Genomic DNA, 17,969 nt, shown 5'->3' on the forward strand with positions numbered 1-17,969 from the left:
CCCGGGGTGAGAGCAAAGTTCCTTTCCGGTCACCCACCGCCACAGACCGGAAACGCGCCCTCCATACCTTCGGGACTCAGCCACTGAAGAGCAGCACCACCGAGCCCGGAGCACCTGGAGGCGTCATGACAGCCCCGAGTACAGCCCCCGCATCCAGTAGCAGGTCAGGCCGCTGGATCGAGCACTGGGACCCGGAGGACGAGAACTTCTGGAAGGAGACCGGGGAGAAGGTCGCCCGCCGGAACCTGATCTTCTCCGTCCTCTCCGAGCACATCGGGTTCTCGATCTGGACCCTGTGGTCGGTCATGGTGCTGTTCATGGGCCCGGAGTACGGCCTCACCCCGGCCGACAAGTTCGTCCTGGTGTCGATGGCCACGCTGGTCGGCGCGATCGTCCGCGTCCCCTACACCTTCGCCGTCGCGATCTTCGGCGGGCGGAACTGGACGATCATCTCGGCGAGCCTGCTCCTCGTCCCCACCATCGCCGCCTTCGTCGTGATGGAGCCGGGGACCTCGTTCACCACGTTCCTGATCTGCGCGATGCTCACCGGCGTCGGCGGCGGCAACTTCGCCTCCTCCATGACCAACATCAACGCCTTCTTCCCGCTGCGCAAGAAGGGCTGGGCCCTGGGCCTGAACGCCGGTGGCGGCAACATCGGCGTACCGGTGATGCAACTCGTCGGCCTGGCCGTGATCGGTGCGAGTGGTGGGCCGCGGCTGCTGCTCGGTATCTACATCCCGCTGATCGTCGTCGCCGCCGTGCTCGCCGCGCTGTACATGGACAACATCGCCTCCCTCAAGAACGACTCCGGCGCCGCCAAGGAGGCCGTGCGGGCCGGCCACACCTGGATCATGTCCTTCCTCTACATCGGCACCTTCGGCTCGTTCATCGGCTACAGCTTCGCCTTCGGGCTGGTGCTCCAGACGCAGTTCGGGCGTACGCCGCTGCAGGCCGCGTACGTCACCTTCATCGGCCCGCTGCTGGGCTCGCTGATCCGGCCGGTGGGCGGCGCGCTCGCCGACAAGTACGGCGGCGCGAAGATCACGCTGTGGAACTACGTCGCCATGGCCGCCGCCACCGGCGTGATCATCCTGGCGAGCATGCGGGAATCGCTGCCGCTGTTCACGGCCGCCTTCATCGCGCTGTTCGTGCTGAGCGGCATCGGCAACGGGTCGACGTACAAGATGATCCCCGGCATCTTCCAGAACAAGGCCCTCGCCATGGGCCTCGAAGGGGAGGCGGCCGCGGCCTACGGGCGCCGGCTGTCCGGGGCGTCCATGGGGCTGATCGGCGCGGTGGGCGCGCTCGGCGGGCTCGGGATCAACCTCGCCTTCCGGCAGTCGTTCCTGAGCGTGGGCTCCGGCACCGCAGCGTTCGTCGCCTTCCTCGTCTTCTACGGTCTCTGCTTCGCGGTCACCTGGGCCGTATACCTTCGCCGCCCGGCCGGCCCGGTTCCGGCCACCCAGGCCACCACCGAGGCGAAGCCGCAGCTCAGTTACGCCGAGGTGTGACGTAACACCGTCGACATCAAGCCGAACCGAGCCTGTCACGAGCCGTTGACAGGCTCGGTCGCATGTAGGTGCAAACGACTCGAGTGCGGGACGAGAGTTAGGTATGGACGAGCAACAGCGCAGGCCGGAAAAAGCAGAGCGGGGGGCGGAGCACGGGCCCCTCGCCGGGTTCACCGTGGGCGTGACGGCGGCACGCCGGGCCGATGAGCTCGGGGCGCTGCTCCAGCGGCGTGGTGCTGCCGTTCTGCACGCGCCCGCGCTGCGTATCGTGCCGCTCGCCGACGACAGTGAGCTGCTGGCCGCCACCAAGGAGCTGCTCGACCGGGTGCCGGACGTGGTGGTGGCGACGACCGCGATCGGGTTCCGGGGCTGGATCGAGGCCGCCGACGGGTGGGGGCTCGGGGAGGCGCTGCTGGACCGGCTGCGGGGCGTGGAGCTGCTCGCCCGTGGACCGAAGGTGAAGGGCGCGGTCCGGGCCGCGGGGCTTACGGAGGACTGGTCGCCGTCCTCCGAATCCATGGCCGAGGTGCTCGACCGGCTGCTGGAGGAGGGCGTCGAGGGGCGGCGGATCGCCGTCCAGTTGCACGGTGAGCCGCTGCCCGGGTTCGTGGAGTCGCTCCGGGCGGGCGGGGCCGAGGTCGTCGGCGTGCCCGTCTACCGGTGGATGCCGCCGGAGGATCTCTCGCCCGTGGACCGGCTGCTGGACGCCACGGTCTCGCGCGGCGTCGACGCGCTGACCTTCACCAGCGCGCCCGCCGCCGCGTCGCTGCTGTCCCGGGCCGAGGAGCGGGGGCAGCTGGCGGAACTGCTCGCCGCACTCCACCACGACGTGCTGCCGGCCTGCGTCGGCCCGGTCACCGCGCTGCCGTTGCAGGCCCGCGGCATCGACACCGTCCAGCCCGAACGCTTCCGGCTCGGTCCCCTCGTCCAGCTCCTCTGTCAGGAACTGCCCGCCCGGGCACGCTCGTTGCCCATCGCCGGGCATCGGGTGGAGATCCGGGGCCATGCGGTCCTGGTGGACGGCGAGCTGAAACCGGTGCCGCCCGCCGGTATGTCCCTCCTGCGCGCTCTCTCCCGCCGTCCTGGCTGGGTGGTCGCCCGCGCGGAGCTCCTGCGGGCGTTGCCGGGCGCGGGCCGGGACGAACACGCGGTCGAAACAGCGATGGCCCGCCTGCGCACGGCCCTCGGGGCACCGAAGCTGATCCAGACGGTGGTGAAGCGGGGGTACCGGCTGGCACTGGATCCGGCGGCGGACGCGAAGTACGCGGACGTCTGAGGCGGCGGCGTAAGCCGGCCCTGGCACGGTCGGCCGCGAGGTCATGGCGTGGGCGTGGGAGGACCCCGGCCCGTGCCATCCGGTACGCGGCCTTCCGGTCGTCGATCAGGGCGTGCACTGTGGGAGGGAACGGTTCCTCAGGACCGCGGAACCCCTCTCCGGTGACCCCAAGGCGGTGGCGCGCGATGGCACTGGGCACGGCTCCTGCCCCCTACGAGCTGCGGTTCGACGCCGGGCGGGTCTGTCTGGACCTGCTCGCGACCACCCATCCCTCGGAACGGCTCTGCACAGTCGAGGCGTTGCGGGCCTGGATCGCCGGTTCGGGGCTCGTCCCGCCGAGCACCCCGCTCGCGCACGCCGACGGCTCCTGGCTGGTGGACGTACACGAACTGCGTCGGCACGTCGGCCAGTTGGTGCACGGCAGCCCGGCGTCCGCGACACCGTCGTACGAACACGCCCTCGCCCGCGTCAACGAGCTCGCCCGCACCGCACCCCCGGCGCCCCGCGCCCGGCGCGGCCAGGACGGCGCACTGGTCAGGGAGTTGGAGGGGCCCCCGGCGTGCGCCGCGCTGCTCGGCGCGATCGCGCGGGACGCCGTGGAGTTGCTCACCGATCCCGTCGCGCGGGCGAGCCTGCGGCAGTGCGCGGGGGACAACTGCCCCATCGTGTACCTCGACAGCTCCCGGGGCCGGCGCAGGCGCTGGTGTTCCAGTGAGGTGTGCGGGAACCGGGAACGGGTGGCCCGGCACCGCCGTCGTGCGGCACTTTCGCGAGACTGACGGTCCGTTATGCGGCTTGTGCGAAACCGTCGTTCCTCGTTGTCGAAGTGATTTCGACAACACGCCGTTTCAGACTTCGGGCACCGTTCCGCCGTGACGATCTTGCCGGTGTGGCGGAAATGTGAAGGCGGAGCGGGGGGAATGTGTACCCATGTCCCTCTCGTCACGCCACTTCAAAGAAAACTGTCACCTCGGTTTGAACACTCAACGCCCCCTGTCCGTACCCCGTGTCGAGCGACCGACTGGGGGAACCCCCGGACACCGGAGGTGGGCGTGCGCAAGGATGCGGCCGTGGCCAATGAACGTGGATCGAGGGCCCGACATCGCATGTCTTCACAGCCCTCGGAACCTGACGAGGAGCTGATGCGTGCCCTGTACCAGGAGCACGCCGGGCCCCTGCTCGCGTATGTCCTGCGCCTGGTCGCCGGAGACCGGCAGCGTGCCGAGGACGTCGTGCAGGAGACGCTCATCCGTGCCTGGAAGAACGCCGGTCAGCTCAACCGAGCGACCGGATCGGTACGCCCCTGGCTGGTGACGGTCGCCCGGCGCATCGTCATCGACGGCCACCGCAGCCGGCAGGCCCGGCCGCAGGAGGTCGACCCGTCGCCGCTGGAGGTCATCCCCGCGGAGGACGAGATCGACAAGGCGCTGTGGCTGATGACGCTGTCGGACGCGCTCGACGACCTGACCCCGGCCCACCGGGAGGTGCTCGTCGAGACGTACTTCAAGGGGCGTACCGTCAATGAGGCGGCAGAGACCCTGGGGATACCGAGTGGCACCGTGCGTTCCCGGGTGTTCTACGCCCTGCGTTCGATGAAGCTGGCACTGGAGGAGCGGGGGGTGACGGCGTGATGAACACATACGGGGGATACGGAGCGGGGGGTCCGGGTATGTCTGGCCCCATGCAGGGATCAACGGGCCCGAACGAACACGAGACCGTCGGCGCCTACGCCCTCGGAATCCTCGACGACGCCGAAGCAACCGCTTTCGAGGCCCATCTCGCGACCTGCGAGTGGTGCGCGCAGCAACTCGACGAGCTCGCCGGGATGGAACCGATGCTGGCCGCGCTCGCCGACCTGCCCGGCACCGGCACGCCCTCGATCGGCGAGTCGCTGTCCGCCAAGCCGAGCCCACGGCTGGCGGAGAAGCTGGTCGACGAGGTCGCCGAACGCCGGGCCCAGAAGCGCCGCCGCAGCATGTACATGGTCGCGGCCGCGGCCGCGCTGATCGTCGGCGGCCCGCTGGTCTCCGTCGCGGCGACCGGCGGTGACGAGTCCGGCGGCGGCAACCCGACGGTCCTGGCCGCCAGCCCGGCCCAGGAGGCCTTCAAGAAGATGCCCGACCGGGTCACGGCGACCGACCCCAAGACCGACGTCAGCGCCACCGTGGCCATGCAGGAGAAGGCCTGGGGCACCGACGCGGTCCTGGAGCTGAAGAACGTCAAGGGCCCCGAGAAGTGCTCGCTGATCGCCGTCGGCAAGAACGGCGAGCGCGAGACGCTCAGCAACTGGTCCGTCCCGAACTGGGGCTACGGCCTGCCGAACGCCACCTCGGAGCAGGGCAAGAACCCGCTCTACATCCAGGGCGGCGCCGCCTTCTCCCCGAACGAGATCGACCACTTCGAGGTCATGACCTTCGACGGAGAGCTGCTGGTGGAGATCGACGCGTAAGCGGCCACGACGGCCGCAACCACTTACGACACGAGCCCCGGGTCCGCCAGGTAACGGACCCGGGGCTCATACGTAGCCTTCAGGGGCCCCCTTCGCGTACGGTGGACGGCTGCCCAGCACGTCAGAAGGGGGCCCGGTGGCCGCTCAGGCTCAACAGGAAACCGCGCTCGAAACCGCCCAGGACTCCGTACGCGACCGAGAGGTCGGCGTGGAGCAGGAGCACCTGGACCGGGTGTACCGCCGCCTGGAGGAGAAGATCCACGAGGCGGAGTTCCTCATGCAGGACGCGGCCCGCCGCGGCCAGGTCGGCACGCCCGGCGCGCTCGCCGAGCGCGACGCGCAGGTCTTCCGGGCGGGCGTCCACCTGAGCCGGCTGAACAACGAGTTCGAGGACTTCCTCTTCGGCCGCATCGACCTGCTGCGCGGCAAGGACGGCAAGAAGGGCCCGGACGGCGCCTACACCGCCGTGGAGCCGGCCGAAGGCGCCGTGCGGCCGGACAACACGGCCGACATCGCCGAGACCCTGCACATCGGCCGCATCGGCGTCCTCGACGAGGACTACGCGCCGCTGGTCATCGACTGGCGGGCGCCCGCGGCCGCCCCCTTCTACCGCTCCACGCCGGTCGACCCCGGCCGCGTGGTCCGCCGCCGGGTCATCCGCTCCAAGGGCCGCCGCGTCCTCGGCGTCGAGGACGACCTGATGCGCCCCGAGCTGACGGCGTTCCTCGACGGCCACGAGCTGCCCGTGATCGGCGACGGCGCCCTGATGGCCGCCCTCGGCCAGGCCCGCACCCACACCATGCGTGACATCGTCGCCTCCATCCAGGCCGAGCAGGACCTGGTCATCCGCGCCCCCGCCGCCTCCGTGACGTACGTCGAGGGCGGCCCCGGCACCGGCAAGACCGCCGTCGCCCTGCACCGGGCGGCGTACCTGCTCTACCAGGACCGGCGCCGCTACGCGGGCGGCATCCTGATCGTCTCGCCGACCCCGCTGCTGGTGGCGTACACCGAGGGCGTGCTGCCCTCGCTCGGCGAGGAGGGCCAGGTCGCCATCCGGGCCATCGGCTCGCTCGTCGACGGCGCCGAGGCGACGCTGTACGACTCCCCGTCCGTGGCCCGCGCCAAGGGCTCGTACCGCATGCTCAAGGTGCTGCGGAAGGCCGCCCGCGGAGCGCTGGAGCTGAACGATTCACCACAGCGCCTGCGGGTCGTGGCCTTCGGCCGGCGTCTCGAACTTCAGCCCGAGGAGCTGGAGCGGATTCGGCGCGCCGCGCTGGGCGGCACGGCCCCGGTCAACCTGCTGCGCCCGCGCGCCCGCAAGCTGCTGCTGGACGCCCTGTGGGAGCGGTCCGGCGCGGCCGGGCGGCACAGCGACCCGGAGCTGGCCGCCGAGCTGCGGTCGTCGTTCGACGAGGACATCACCTCCGAGGACGACTTCATCGCGTTCCTCGACGCCTGGTGGCCGGAGCTGACCCCGCGGGCGGTCCTGGCGGCCATGGCCGACGAACGCCGGCTGGGCCGCTGGGCCCGGCGGATCCTGAACCCGGGCGAGGTGCGCAAGGTCGCCCGCTCGCTCAGGCGCGACGGCCATTCCGCGCACGACATCGCCATGCTGGACGAGCTCCAGGCGATCCTCGGCACCCCGGCCCGCCCCAAGAAGAAGCGCGAGCTCGACCCGCTGGACCAGCTCACCGGCCTGGAGGAGCTGATGCCGGTGCGCGAGGAGTCGCAGCGGGAGCGGGCCGAGCGGCTGGCGCAGGAGCGCATCGAGTACGCGCACGTCATCGTCGACGAGGCCCAGGACCTCACGCCGATGCAGTGGCGCATGGTCGGCCGTCGCGGCCGGCACGCCACCTGGACGATCGTCGGCGACCCGGCCCAGTCCTCCTGGTCCGACCCCGACGAGGCGGCCGAGGCCCGCGACGAGGCCCTCGGCGCGCGTCCGCGTCGCCGCTTCCGGCTCACCGTGAACTACCGCAACCCGGCCGAGATCGCCGAGCTGGCGTCCAAGGTGCTGGCCCTGGCCATGCCCGGCTCCGAGTCCCCGTCGGCGGTGCGCTCCACCGGCGTCGAGCCGCGCTTCGCGGTCGTCGAGGGGGCCCTGGGGCAGACCGTGCGCGAGGAGGCGGCCCGGCTGCTCGGCCGCGTCGACGGCACGGTCGGGGTCGTCGTGGCCATGAACCGGCGCGAGGAGGCCCGCCGCTGGCTGGCCGGGCTCGGCGACCGGGTGGTGGCGCTCGGCAGCCTGGAGGCCAAGGGCCTGGAGTACGACGCGACGATCGTCGTCTCGCCCGCGGAGATCGCCGACGAGTCGCCCGCCGGGCTGCGGGTGCTGTACGTCGCACTGACCCGGGCCACCCAGCAGCTGACGATCGTCTCCGGAGAGCGGGACGAGCCGGACGGGGCCGGGGTGCCGGATCTCCTGCGGGACTGACACCCGGTCTGCCGCGCGACTGACCTCCGGTACGGGAATGGCCTTACGGGATCGGTTTGTTAGCCTGGGTGTGGCACCGGCCCGATCCAAGCCCCCGGGCCCAACCTTCGTCGCTACGAGCGACCACTTGCCGCGAGGCGAGCATGGCGGGTCGGTGTCACTGAACGAGTGAGAGGCCCACGTCCTGTGACGTGGGCCTCTTTTCATGCCTGATCGTCTCTCGTATGGTGGAAGAAGTTTTCCGAAATCGTCTCATCTGCCGAGGAACGGCGGCCGTGCGCCCGTGAACTAAATGAGCGCAATCCAGGTCGGCTACCACGTACTCAGCGGTAGGTGCGACGATCGGACGGCATAAATCGGCGACACCGTGAAAGCAGAGGAAGTCGGCCATGGCAACGGCGCCCAGCGTCTCCTACTCGATGACCATCCGGCTGGAGGTGCCCGCGAGCGGAACCGCCGTCTCGCAGCTCACCACCGCGGTGGAATCCTCCGGAGGCTCGGTGACCGGCCTCGACGTCACCGCGTCCGGACACGAGAAGCTCCGGATCGACGTCACGATCGCGGCCAGCTCCACCGCGCACGCCGACCAGATCGTGCAGCAGCTGCGCGGCATCGAGGGCGTCACGCTGGGCAAGGTCTCGGACCGTACGTTCCTCATGCACCTCGGCGGCAAGATCGAGATGCAGTCCAAGCACCCCATCCGCAACCGTGACGACCTCTCCATGGTCTACACGCCGGGTGTGGCCCGCGTCTGCATGGCCATCGCCGAGAACCCCGAGGACGCCCGCCGCCTCACCATCAAGCGCAACTCCGTTGCGGTCGTGACGGACGGCTCCGCCGTGCTGGGCCTGGGCAACATCGGCCCGAAGGCCGCGCTGCCCGTGATGGAGGGCAAGGCGGCCCTCTTCAAGCGGTTCGCCGGCATCGACGCCTGGCCGATCTGCCTGGACACCCAGGACACCGACGCGATCGTCGAGATCGTCAAGGCGATCGCCCCCGGCTTCGCCGGCATCAACCTGGAGGACATCTCCGCCCCCCGCTGCTTCGAGATCGAGGCGCGGCTGCGCGAGGCCCTCGACATCCCCGTCTTCCACGACGACCAGCACGGCACGGCGATCGTGGTGCTGGCCGCGCTGACCAACGCACTTCGCGTCGCAGGCAAGGGAATCGAGGACATCCGCGTCGTCATGTCGGGCGCGGGCGCGGCCGGTACGGCGATCCTGAAGCTGCTCCTCGCCGCCGGTGTGAAGCACGCCGTCGTCGCCGACATCCACGGTGTCGTGCACGCCGACCGCAAGGACCTGGTCGACGCCGCCCCGGACTCGCCGCTGCGCTGGATCGCCGACAACACCAACCCCGAGGGCATCACGGGCACCCTCAAGGAGGCCGTGCGCGGCGCGGACGTCTTCATCGGCGTCTCCGCTCCGAACGTGCTCGACGGCGACGACGTGGCGGCCATGGCCGACGACGCGATCGTGTTCGCGCTCGCGAATCCCGACCCCGAGGTGGACCCGGCAATCGCCCGCCAGACGGCGGCAGTTGTGGCCACCGGCCGCTCCGACTTCCCGAACCAGATCAACAACGTGCTGGTCTTCCCGGGCGTCTTCCGCGGTCTGCTGGACGCGCAGTCCCGTACCGTCAACACGGAGATGATGCTCGCGGCCGCGAAGGCGCTCGCGGACGTCGTCACCGAGGACGAACTCAACCCGAACTACATCATCCCGAGCGTGTTCAACGACAAGGTCGCCGGCGCGGTCGCGGGTGCGGTGCGGGAGGCCGCGAAGGCGGTCGGGGCGGCGCCGAGCGATGCGAACGGGCTGTGATCAGGACGACCGGGCTCCTGAACGGCTCGGCCGGCTGACGGACGGCCCGGCTGCTTGACGGCCGGGCTGTGAGGATCACCACGGCCGCGCTGATCACCGGCGCGTCGCGGAACCTCGTACCGTTGACGGCCATCTAGGGTTGGCGGCCGGGGCCTGTCCGGCGGATCCGCCGGACAGGCCCCTGGTCAGTGGCGCTTTTCGTGTGACTCCCAAGGGTGTTCTCACGACTCCTGCGGGTGCCGGATTGGCATTCCCGCCGCAGGTGGGGGCAGGATGCGTCCCTGGGCGCGAGCGTCGGACGACGGACCCGGGTCCGGGGACTGTCCGAGGACCCTGGCAGCATCGGCTTCGCTGTGCCCGATATGCGGCTCCGCCGCGTGGCACGCCTCAACGGCAAGAAGAACACGGGAGTAACAACATGAACCGCAGTGAGCTGGTGGCCGCGCTGGCCGACCGCGCCGAGGTGACCCGCAAGGACGCCGACGCCGTGCTGGCCGCGTTCGCCGACGTCGTCGGCGAGGTCGTCTCCAAGGGGGACGAGAAGGTCACCATCCCCGGCTTCCTGACCTTCGAGCGCACCCACCGTGCCGCTCGTACCGCGCGTAACCCGCAGACCGGCGACCCGATCCAGATCCCGGCCGGTTACAGCGTGAAGGTCTCCGCGGGCTCGAAGCTCAAGGAAGCCGCGAAGGGCAAGTGACCTTGCCGTCTGTACACCACGGAACGGTGTGCGGCTCGTAGTACGCCAATGGGGCGGCGCCCGGTTCTCGGGTGCCGCCCCATCGTGGTTGCGCCTACCAATGGCCTCAAACGCCGGCCGGGCTGGAACTACCCGAGCGCCTTGCCCGGCAGTTCCACCTTCGCGCCGAGTTCCACGAGCTTCTCCATGAAGTTCTCGTAGCCCCGGTTGATGAGGTCGATGCCGTGGACCCGGGACGTGCCCTGGGCGGCCAGGGCGGCGATCAGGTAGGAGAAGCCGCCGCGCAGGTCGGGGATGACCAGGTCGGCGCCCTGGAGGCGGGTGGGGCCGCTCACGACCGCCGAGTGCAGGAAGTTGCGCTGGCCGAAGCGGCAGTTCGAGCCGCCGAGGCACTCGCGGTAGAGCTGGATGTGGGCGCCCATCTGGTTGAGCGCGGAGGTGAAGCCGAGGCGGGACTCGTAGACCGTCTCGTGGATGATGGACAGGCCCGTGGCCTGCGTCAGGGCGACGACCAGCGGCTGCTGCCAGTCCGTCTGGAAGCCCGGGTGGACGTCCGTTTCGAGGGCGATGGACTTCAACTGCCCGCCGGGGTGCCAGAAACGGATGCCCTCGTCGTCGATCTCGAAGGCACCGCCCACCTTCCGGTAGGTGTTGAGGAACGTCATCATGGACCGCTGCTGGGCGCCACGGACGTAGATGTTGCCCTCGGTCGCGAGCGCCGCGGACGCCCAGGAGGCGGCCTCCAGCCGGTCCGGGAGGGCGCGGTGGGTGTAGCCGCCGAGCGTGTCCACACCGGTGATGCGGATCGTGCGGTCGGTGTCCATCGCGATGATGGCGCCCATCTTCTGCAGGACGCAGATGAGGTCCTCGATCTCCGGCTCCACGGCCGCGTTCGAGAGTTCCGTCACGCCCTCGGCGAGCACGGCGGTCAGCAGCACCTGCTCGGTCGCGCCCACGGACGGGTACGGCAGCTGGATCTTCGTACCGCGCAGCCGCTGCGGGGCCTCCAGGTACTGCCCGTCCGCGCGCTTCTCGATCCGCGCGCCGAACTGCCGCAGCACGTCGAAGTGGAAGTCGATGGGCCGGCCGCCGATGTCACAGCCGCCGAGACCCGGGATGAACGCGTGGCCGAGGCGGTGCAGCAGCGGGCCGCAGAAGAGGATCGGGATACGGCTCGACCCCGCGTGCGCGTCGATGTCGGCGACGTTCGCGCTCTCCACCCGCGTCGGGTCGAGCACCAGTTCGCCCGGTTCCTCGCCCGGACGCACCGACACGCCGTGCAGCTGGAGCAGTCCGCGGACCACACGGACGTCACGGATGTCCGGGACGTTGCGCAGCCGGCTCGGCGCACTGCCGAGCAGGGCGGCGACCATGGCCTTCGGTACGAGGTTCTTCGCACCGCGGACACGGATCTCGCCCTCCAGCGGGGTTCCGCCGTGGACAAGCAGGACATCGTCGTTGACGGTCATGTATCTCGCGTTCCGATGAGTTGGGCAAGGGCCGGAGAGACAGAGTAATCGCCGCCGACCCCCCTGAAGTAAGCCCAAGGACCGCTCAGACCTGTCATAGCTCTGTCACAACACGAACCGTTCCGTACCGGGCACATGGGGTCACTGGAGCCGCCGGAAGGGGCCGTGCGCCGGTGACGCTTCCGTCCGCCCTGAGCTGCAATCACTCCCGTCGCCGGATTGGCTCCCCACGTGACGGGAAGATGCGGGATCATGTCTGGCATGACCGAGGTGTCCTCGCTCACAGGGCGGCTGCTCGTGGCCACCCCCGCCCTGGCGGACCCGAACTTCGACCGCGCGGTCGTGCTCCTCCTCGACCACGACGAGGAGGGCTCGCTGGGTGTCGTCCTCAACCGGCCGACACCGGTGGACGTCGGCGACATCCTGGAGGGCTGGGCGGACCTGGCGGGCGAGCCCGGCGTGGTCTTCCAGGGCGGACCGGTCTCGCTGGACTCCGCCCTCGGTGTGGCGGTCATCCCCGGCGGCGCGTCCGGCGACGTCGCCCCGCTCGGCTGGCGGCGGGTGCACGGCGCGATCGGCCTGGTCGACCTGGAGGCACCGCCTGAGCTGCTGGCCTCCGTCCTCGGCTCGCTGAGGATCTTCGCCGGGTACGCCGGCTGGGGCCCCGGCCAGCTGGAGGACGAACTGGTCGAGGGCGCCTGGTACGTCGTGGAGTCAGAGCCCGGCGACGTCTACTCGCCGTTCCCGGAACGGCTCTGGCGCGAGGTGCTGCGCCGGCAGCGCAACGAGCTGGCGATGGTGGCCACGTACCCCGACGACCCCTCGCTGAACTGACGGCCGCCCTTCTCGCAACCGTTGTCTGTGAGCTTCAGTACCCTTGGCCGTATGAGCACTCTCGAGCCCGAGCGCGGGACTGGTACGGGGACACTCGTAGAGCCCACGCCGCAGACTTCCCACGGCGACGGTGACCACGAGCGCTTCGCCCACTACGTCCAGAAGGACAAGATCATGGCGAGCGCCCTCGACGGTACGCCCGTCGTGGCGCTGTGCGGCAAGGTCTGGGTGCCGGGCCGCGACCCGAAGAAGTACCCCGTGTGTCCCATGTGCAAGGAGATCTACGACTCCATGGGTGCCGGCGGCGACGACAAGGGCAAGGGCGGCGACAAGTAACCGTCTGACCCTTCCTTACTGATGTCCGGGAGGCCCCCGGGATGTGCTTCGGCGCGCCCCGGGGGCCTCTTCGTCATGTCACGAAGTGGTTGAGACCTCTTGTGGGCATGTTCATGTAGTTCATAACCTCCGGCTTGTTGTTGTGCAGAGCGAAACTGTCATTGCGCATGTTGCAACGCCTCGGAGGAGTACTCCATGAAGCTGTCCGTCCGACTGGCCGCCGTCGCGGCCGTCCTGGTCACCGCCGCCTGCGCCCCGCAGACGTCCGGCAACTCCACCTCCGGCAAGGACGAGCAGACCGGCACCCTGCGGGTCTGGCTGTTCCAGGAGGTCAACAACAAGCCGAAGGAGCAGGTCGTCCAGTCCGTGCTCGACGGCTTCGAGAAGGCGCACGAGGGCACCGAGGTCACCGTCGAGTACATCCCGGTCGAGACCCGCGCCCAGCGCATCAAGGCCGCCTTCAACGACCCCGGGAGCGCGCCCGACGTCATCGAGTACGGCAACACCGACACCGCCGGCTATGTGAAGGACGGCGGCCTGGAGGACGTCACCAAGGACTTCACGTCCTGGAGCGAGGCCAAGGACACCGACCCGACCGCCAAGCAATCGGTGACGGTGGACGGGAAGATCTACGGCGCCCCGTACTTTGTGGGCGTACGCGCCCTGTACTACCGGACGGACGTCTTCGACGAACTCGGCCTCGACGTGCCGAAGTCCCAGGCCGAGCTGATCGAGACGGCGAAGGAGATCCGGGCCGCCGAGCCCGACCTGTACGGCCTGGCAGTGGGCGGCGCCTACACCTACGGGGCGATGCCGTTCATCTGGGCCAACGGCGGTGAACTGGCCACCGGCAAGGGCGGCTCGTACGCCTCCGCGATCGACAGCCCGGACGCCCGGAAGGGCATCACGGCGTACACCTCGCTCTTCGGCGACGACAACTGCCCCGCCGCCAAATGCGCGGGGATGACCGGCAACGACACCGTCACCGCGTTCGCCTCGGGCAAGGCGGGGATGGCGATCGGCGGCGACTTCAGCCATCAGGCGGTGGAGGCCGGGGCGGTGAAGGGCAAGTACGCGGTGGTGCCGCTGCCCGGGGTCGAACCGGGCTCGATCGCTCCGGCGTTCGCGGGCGGCAACAACATCGGCGTACTGAAGAGCACCTCGCACCGCACACTCGCCGTCGACCTGATGAAGCGGCTGGCGTCGAAGCGGACGCAGGGTGAACTCTTCGACGCGATGGGCTTTCTGCCGACCTTCACGGACGTGCGGGGCGAGGTGGCGGAGCGTGAGCCCTTTGTGAAGCCGTTCGTCGAGACGCTGGCCGCGGAGACGAAGTTCGTGCCGGCGTCGCCCGCGTGGGCGCAGATCGACTCCTCGCTGGTGTTGCCGACGATGTTCCAGGAGATCGTGAGCGGCAAGAAGGGTGTGGCGGGGGCGGCGGGGGATGCGGCGGCGAAGATGGACGCCGCGTTTGGCTCCGCCGGGTGATGCGGGTGACGCCTAATGGCTTGGGGGTGGGGGAGCGTTCGCGGCTGCGGGCTGTCCGTGGCTTGTCGCGCAGTTCCCCGCGCCCCTGGGGGAGTGGCAGTACCCCTTGGCTATACCTTGCCCCGGCTCTCGTCGTCGTCGGTGGGCTGCTCGTCTACCCGGTCTACCAACTGGGGCTGATCTCCCTTCTGGAGTACACCCAGGCGCAGGTCAGCGGTGGGGAGCCGACGTCGTTTCAGGGGTTCGGGAACTACACCCGGTTGTTTGGCGACGAGCAGTTCTGGCAGGTGTTGTTGGCCACCGTGTTGTTCGCGGCGGCCTGCGTGGTGTCGACGCTGGCTGTCGGGTGTGCGCTCGCCGTGCTGCTCACCCGCGTGCGGGCGCTGCCGCGGCTCGCGTTGATGCTGGCCGCGCTGGGGGCGTGGGCGACGCCCGCGGTCACCGGGTCCACGGTCTGGCTGCTGCTGTTCGACCCGGACTTCGGGCCGGTCAACCGAATCCTGGGACTCGGCGACCACTCGTGGACGTACGGGCGGTTCAGCGCCTTCTTCCTCGTCCTGCTCGAAGTGGTGTGGTGCTCCTTCCCGTTCGTGATGGTCACGGTGTACGCCGGGATCCGTGCCGTGCCCACGGAGGTGCTGGAGGCCGCCGCGCTGGACGGTGCCTCGCAGTGGCGGATCTGGCGTTCGGTGCTGGCGCCGATGCTCCGCCCGATCCTGGTGATCGTCACCATCCAGTCGGTCATCTGGGACTTCAAGGTCTTCACGCAGATCTACGTCATGACGAACGGCGGCGGCATCGCCGGCCAGAACCTCGTCCTGAACGTCTACGCCTACCAGCAGGCGTTCGCGTCCTCGCAGTACAGCCTCGGCTCGGCGATCGGCGTCGTGATGTTGCTGATCCTGCTCGCGGTGACGCTCGTGTATCTGCGGCTGCTGCGCCGACAGGGGGAGGAGCTGTGAATCTTTTCCAGGGCCTTGTGCGCCGGCCGTGGCGGACGGCCGCCGAGGCGGCGGCGCTGCTGATCGCGGCCGTGGTCGCCTTTCCCCTGTACTGGATGGTGCTGAGCGCCTTCAAACCGGCCGGGGAGATCGAGTCCACCACCCCTCGGCCGTGGACGTCGGCCCCCACTCTGGATTCGTTCCGGCGGGTCTTCGGCCAGCAGGAATTCGGCCGGTACTTTGTCAACAGTCTTGTCGTCGCGTGCACCGTCGTGGTCGTCTCGGCGCTGATCGCGTTTCTCGCCGCGACCGCCGTGACACGATTCCGGTTCCGCTTCCGGACCACCCTGCTGATCATGTTCCTGGTGGCCCAGATGGTGCCGGTGGAGGCGCTGACGATCCCCCTGTTCTTCCTCATGCGGGACTTCGGCCAGCTGAACACGCTGGGCTCGCTGATCCTGCCGCACATCGCCTTCTCCCTGCCCTTCGCGATCTGGATGCTGCGGGGGTTCGTGAAAGCGGTGCCTCAGGCGCTGGAGGAGGCCGCGTACATCGACGGGGCGAGCCGGGCGCGATTCCTCTGGCAGATCCTTTTCCCGCTGGTCTTCCCGGGGCTGGTGGCCACGAGCGTGTTTTCCTTCATCTCGGCCTGGAACGACTTCCTCTTCGCCAAGTCCTTCATCATCAGCGACACTTCGCAGTCGACGCTGCCGATGGCTCTGCTGGTCTTCTACAAACCGGAGGAGCCCGACTGGGGAGGCGTGATGGCGGCGTCCACGGTGATGACGATTCCGGTGCTGGTGTTCTTCGTGCTGGTGCAGCGCCGACTGGTGTCGGGGCTGGGTGGAGCGGTAAAGGACTGATGTGGTGGACGTGATTCCCAAGCCCCTTCATCTGACGGCCCACGGGGCCGGATCCTTCGAACTGGGCCCCCGGACGCGGTTGGCGGCACACGACGGCGCCGAGTGGACGGAACGCTGGCTGCGGGCCACGCTGGGCGCTGCCACCGGCCTGCCGCTCCCACCGGCGGAGGGGCACGGGGACGACGTCATCCGCCTCTCTCTCGACCCGGCCGTCACCAAGGACCTGGGTGCGGAGGGCTACCGCCTCGCCGTCATGCCGACCGGCGTGCACCTGGTCGGCGGTGGCCCCGCCGGGCTCTTCTGGGGCGCCCAGACGCTACGTCAACTGCTCGGCCCCGACGCCTTCCGGCGCGCCCCGCTGCCCGGCCGGACCTGGCGGCTGCCGCTGACCCATGTCGAGGACTCACCCCGCTTCCGCTGGCGCGGCCTCATGCTGGACGTGGCCCGGCACTTCATGCCCAAGGACGGCGTGCTGCGCTACCTGGACCTGATGGCCGCGCACAAACTCAACGTCTTCCACTTCCACCTGACGGACGACCAGGGCTGGCGACTGGAGATCAGGCGTTACCCCAGGCTGACCGAGGTCGGCTCCTGGCGCGCGCGCACCAAATTCGGCCACCGGGCCTCGCCGCTGTGGGAGGAGAAGCCGCACGGTGGCCACTACACCCACGACGACATCCGGGAGATCGTCGCCTACGCCGCCGAGCGGCATATCACCGTCGTCCCGGAAATCGACGTACCGGGACACTCGCAGGCCGCCATCGCCGCGTATCCGGAACTCGGCAACTCGGACGTCATCGACACCAACTCCCTCTCGGTCTGGGACAACTGGGGGATCTCCGCGAACGTACTCGCCCCCACTGACAACACCCTGCGCTTCTACGAAGGCGTGTTCGAGGAAGTCCTCGATCTGTTTCCCTCGGAGTTCATTCACGTCGGCGGCGACGAATGCCCCAAGGACCAGTGGCGGCAGTCGGCCACCGCGCAGGCGCGGATCAGGGAACTGGGGCTGGCCGACGAGGACGCGTTGCAGTCGTGGTTCATCGGCCACTTCGACGAGTGGCTTTCCGCGCGCGGGCGTCGGCTGATCGGCTGGGACGAGATCCTGGAAGGCGGGCTCGCCGCCGGGGCGACGGTGTCCTCGTGGCGCGGATACGCGGGCGGAATCGCCGCCGCCCAGGCCGGTCACGACGTCGTGATGTGCCCCGAGCAGCAGGTGTACCTCGACCACCGCCAGGCCGACGGCGCGGACGAACCCGTACCGATCGGGTATGTGCGCACCCTGGAGGACGTCTATCGGTTCGAGCCCGTGCCGCCGCGGCTCACCGAGGCGCAGGCCGGGCACGTACTGGGTACGCAGGCCAATGTGTGGACCGAGGTGATGGAGGACCAGGCGCGCGTCGACTACCAGGCCTTTCCGAGGCTCGCCGCCTTCGCCGAGGTCGCCTGGAGTGCCCTGCCCGCCCCGGCGGAACGGGACTTCACCGGTTTCGAACGCCGGATGACCGCCCACTACCGGCGACTTGACGCCCTGGGCGTCGCCTACCGGCCGCCCACGGGGCCGCGGCCCTGGCAGCAGCGCCCCGGCGTACTCGGCCGCCCGATCGAGGGGCCGCCGCCGAACAGGTAGGCCCGCGAAGCGGGCAGGTCTCGAACGGGCAGGTCTCGAACGGGCAGGTCTCGAACAGGCGGGAAAAAAAGTGGACAAGGGTCACCGAAGAGTGGCAATTCCGCATGACCGGTGATGCGCGGTGATGTACGTACAAATCGGGCCATCTCCCTGATGAGGTGGGCGAATGCCTCCTAGCGGACCCCCGTCTTCGGGTCCTGCGAAGATGTGCCAGA

The 17,969-nt window shown here is 69.7% G+C and carries 15 protein-coding genes; 14 read left to right on the forward strand and 1 reads right to left on the reverse strand.

Annotated elements, in window-relative coordinates:
- Positions 1 to 125 precede the first annotated feature (125 nt).
- From I2W78_RS24210 to I2W78_RS24245, 8 genes are all read left to right on the forward strand, one after another.
- Entirely contained in the window at positions 126 to 1,511 is a 1,386-nt protein-coding gene (locus I2W78_RS24210) for a nitrate/nitrite transporter (RefSeq protein WP_196462369.1), read from the forward strand.
- Between the two features lie 103 nt (positions 1,512 to 1,614).
- On the forward strand, positions 1,615 to 2,787 hold the full coding sequence (locus I2W78_RS24215) for a uroporphyrinogen-III synthase (RefSeq protein ID WP_196462370.1): 1,173 nt from the start codon (positions 1,615 to 1,617) through the stop codon (positions 2,785 to 2,787).
- 185 nt (positions 2,788 to 2,972) lie between these two features.
- Positions 2,973 to 3,566, forward strand: a complete 594-nt coding sequence (locus tag I2W78_RS24220) for a CGNR zinc finger domain-containing protein (RefSeq protein WP_196462371.1) — start codon at positions 2,973 to 2,975, stop codon at positions 3,564 to 3,566.
- A gap of 267 nt (positions 3,567 to 3,833) precedes the next feature.
- On the forward strand, positions 3,834 to 4,418 hold the full coding sequence (locus I2W78_RS24225) for a sigma-70 family RNA polymerase sigma factor (RefSeq protein ID WP_196462372.1): 585 nt from the start codon (positions 3,834 to 3,836) through the stop codon (positions 4,416 to 4,418).
- A 50-nt stretch (positions 4,419 to 4,468) separates the two neighbouring features.
- A complete protein-coding gene (locus tag I2W78_RS24230) occupies positions 4,469 to 5,236 on the forward strand; it encodes an anti-sigma factor family protein (RefSeq protein WP_196462373.1) in 768 nt (255 codons plus the stop codon).
- A gap of 136 nt (positions 5,237 to 5,372) precedes the next feature.
- On the forward strand, positions 5,373 to 7,670 hold the full coding sequence (locus I2W78_RS24235) for a HelD family protein (RefSeq protein WP_196462374.1): 2,298 nt from the start codon (positions 5,373 to 5,375) through the stop codon (positions 7,668 to 7,670).
- Between the two features lie 389 nt (positions 7,671 to 8,059).
- A complete protein-coding gene (locus I2W78_RS24240) occupies positions 8,060 to 9,493 on the forward strand; it encodes an NAD-dependent malic enzyme (RefSeq protein WP_196462375.1) in 1,434 nt (477 codons plus the stop codon).
- Positions 9,494 to 9,911: 418 nt separating this feature from the next.
- Positions 9,912 to 10,193, forward strand: coding sequence for an HU family DNA-binding protein (locus I2W78_RS24245; RefSeq protein ID WP_196462376.1), 282 nt, complete (start codon positions 9,912 to 9,914; stop codon positions 10,191 to 10,193).
- Positions 10,194 to 10,321: 128 nt separating this feature from the next.
- Here the strand turns inward: I2W78_RS24245 and murA are convergent, their stop codons facing one another.
- On the reverse strand, positions 10,322 to 11,662 hold the full coding sequence (murA, locus tag I2W78_RS24250) for a UDP-N-acetylglucosamine 1-carboxyvinyltransferase (protein ID WP_196462377.1): 1,341 nt from the start codon (positions 11,660 to 11,662) through the stop codon (positions 10,322 to 10,324).
- 261 nt (positions 11,663 to 11,923) lie between these two features.
- Between murA and I2W78_RS24255 the strand changes: the two genes are divergently transcribed.
- The 6 genes from I2W78_RS24255 (at position 11,924) to I2W78_RS24280 (ending at position 17,754) form a co-directional block, all read left to right on the forward strand.
- Positions 11,924 to 12,496 carry a YqgE/AlgH family protein gene (locus I2W78_RS24255; RefSeq protein WP_171114141.1) on the forward strand — a complete coding sequence of 191 codons (573 nt, stop codon included), beginning with the start codon at positions 11,924 to 11,926 and terminating at the stop codon, positions 12,494 to 12,496.
- Positions 12,497 to 12,547: 51 nt separating this feature from the next.
- Entirely contained in the window at positions 12,548 to 12,832 is a 285-nt protein-coding gene (locus tag I2W78_RS24260; protein WP_180686221.1) for a DUF3039 domain-containing protein, read from the forward strand.
- Positions 12,833 to 13,027: 195 nt separating this feature from the next.
- Complete coding sequence (locus I2W78_RS24265; RefSeq protein WP_196462378.1) at positions 13,028 to 14,320, forward strand: extracellular solute-binding protein; 1,293 nt, start codon at positions 13,028 to 13,030, stop codon at positions 14,318 to 14,320.
- Positions 14,320 to 15,282 carry a carbohydrate ABC transporter permease gene (locus I2W78_RS24270; RefSeq protein ID WP_196462379.1) on the forward strand — a complete coding sequence of 321 codons (963 nt, stop codon included), beginning with the start codon at positions 14,320 to 14,322 and terminating at the stop codon, positions 15,280 to 15,282. Before I2W78_RS24265 ends, I2W78_RS24270 begins: the two co-directional genes overlap by 1 nt.
- Positions 15,279 to 16,124 carry a carbohydrate ABC transporter permease gene (locus I2W78_RS24275; RefSeq protein WP_196462380.1) on the forward strand — a complete coding sequence of 282 codons (846 nt, stop codon included), beginning with the start codon at positions 15,279 to 15,281 and terminating at the stop codon, positions 16,122 to 16,124. Before I2W78_RS24270 ends, I2W78_RS24275 begins: the two co-directional genes overlap by 4 nt.
- Position 16,125: 1 nt before the next feature.
- Positions 16,126 to 17,754 carry a beta-N-acetylhexosaminidase gene (locus I2W78_RS24280; protein ID WP_374222699.1) on the forward strand — a complete coding sequence of 543 codons (1,629 nt, stop codon included), beginning with the start codon at positions 16,126 to 16,128 and terminating at the stop codon, positions 17,752 to 17,754.
- Positions 17,755 to 17,969: the final 215 nt, after the last annotated feature.

Source organism: Streptomyces spinoverrucosus (genome assembly GCF_015712165.1).
Lineage (GTDB): Bacteria > Actinomycetota > Actinomycetes > Streptomycetales > Streptomycetaceae > Streptomyces > Streptomyces spinoverrucosus_A.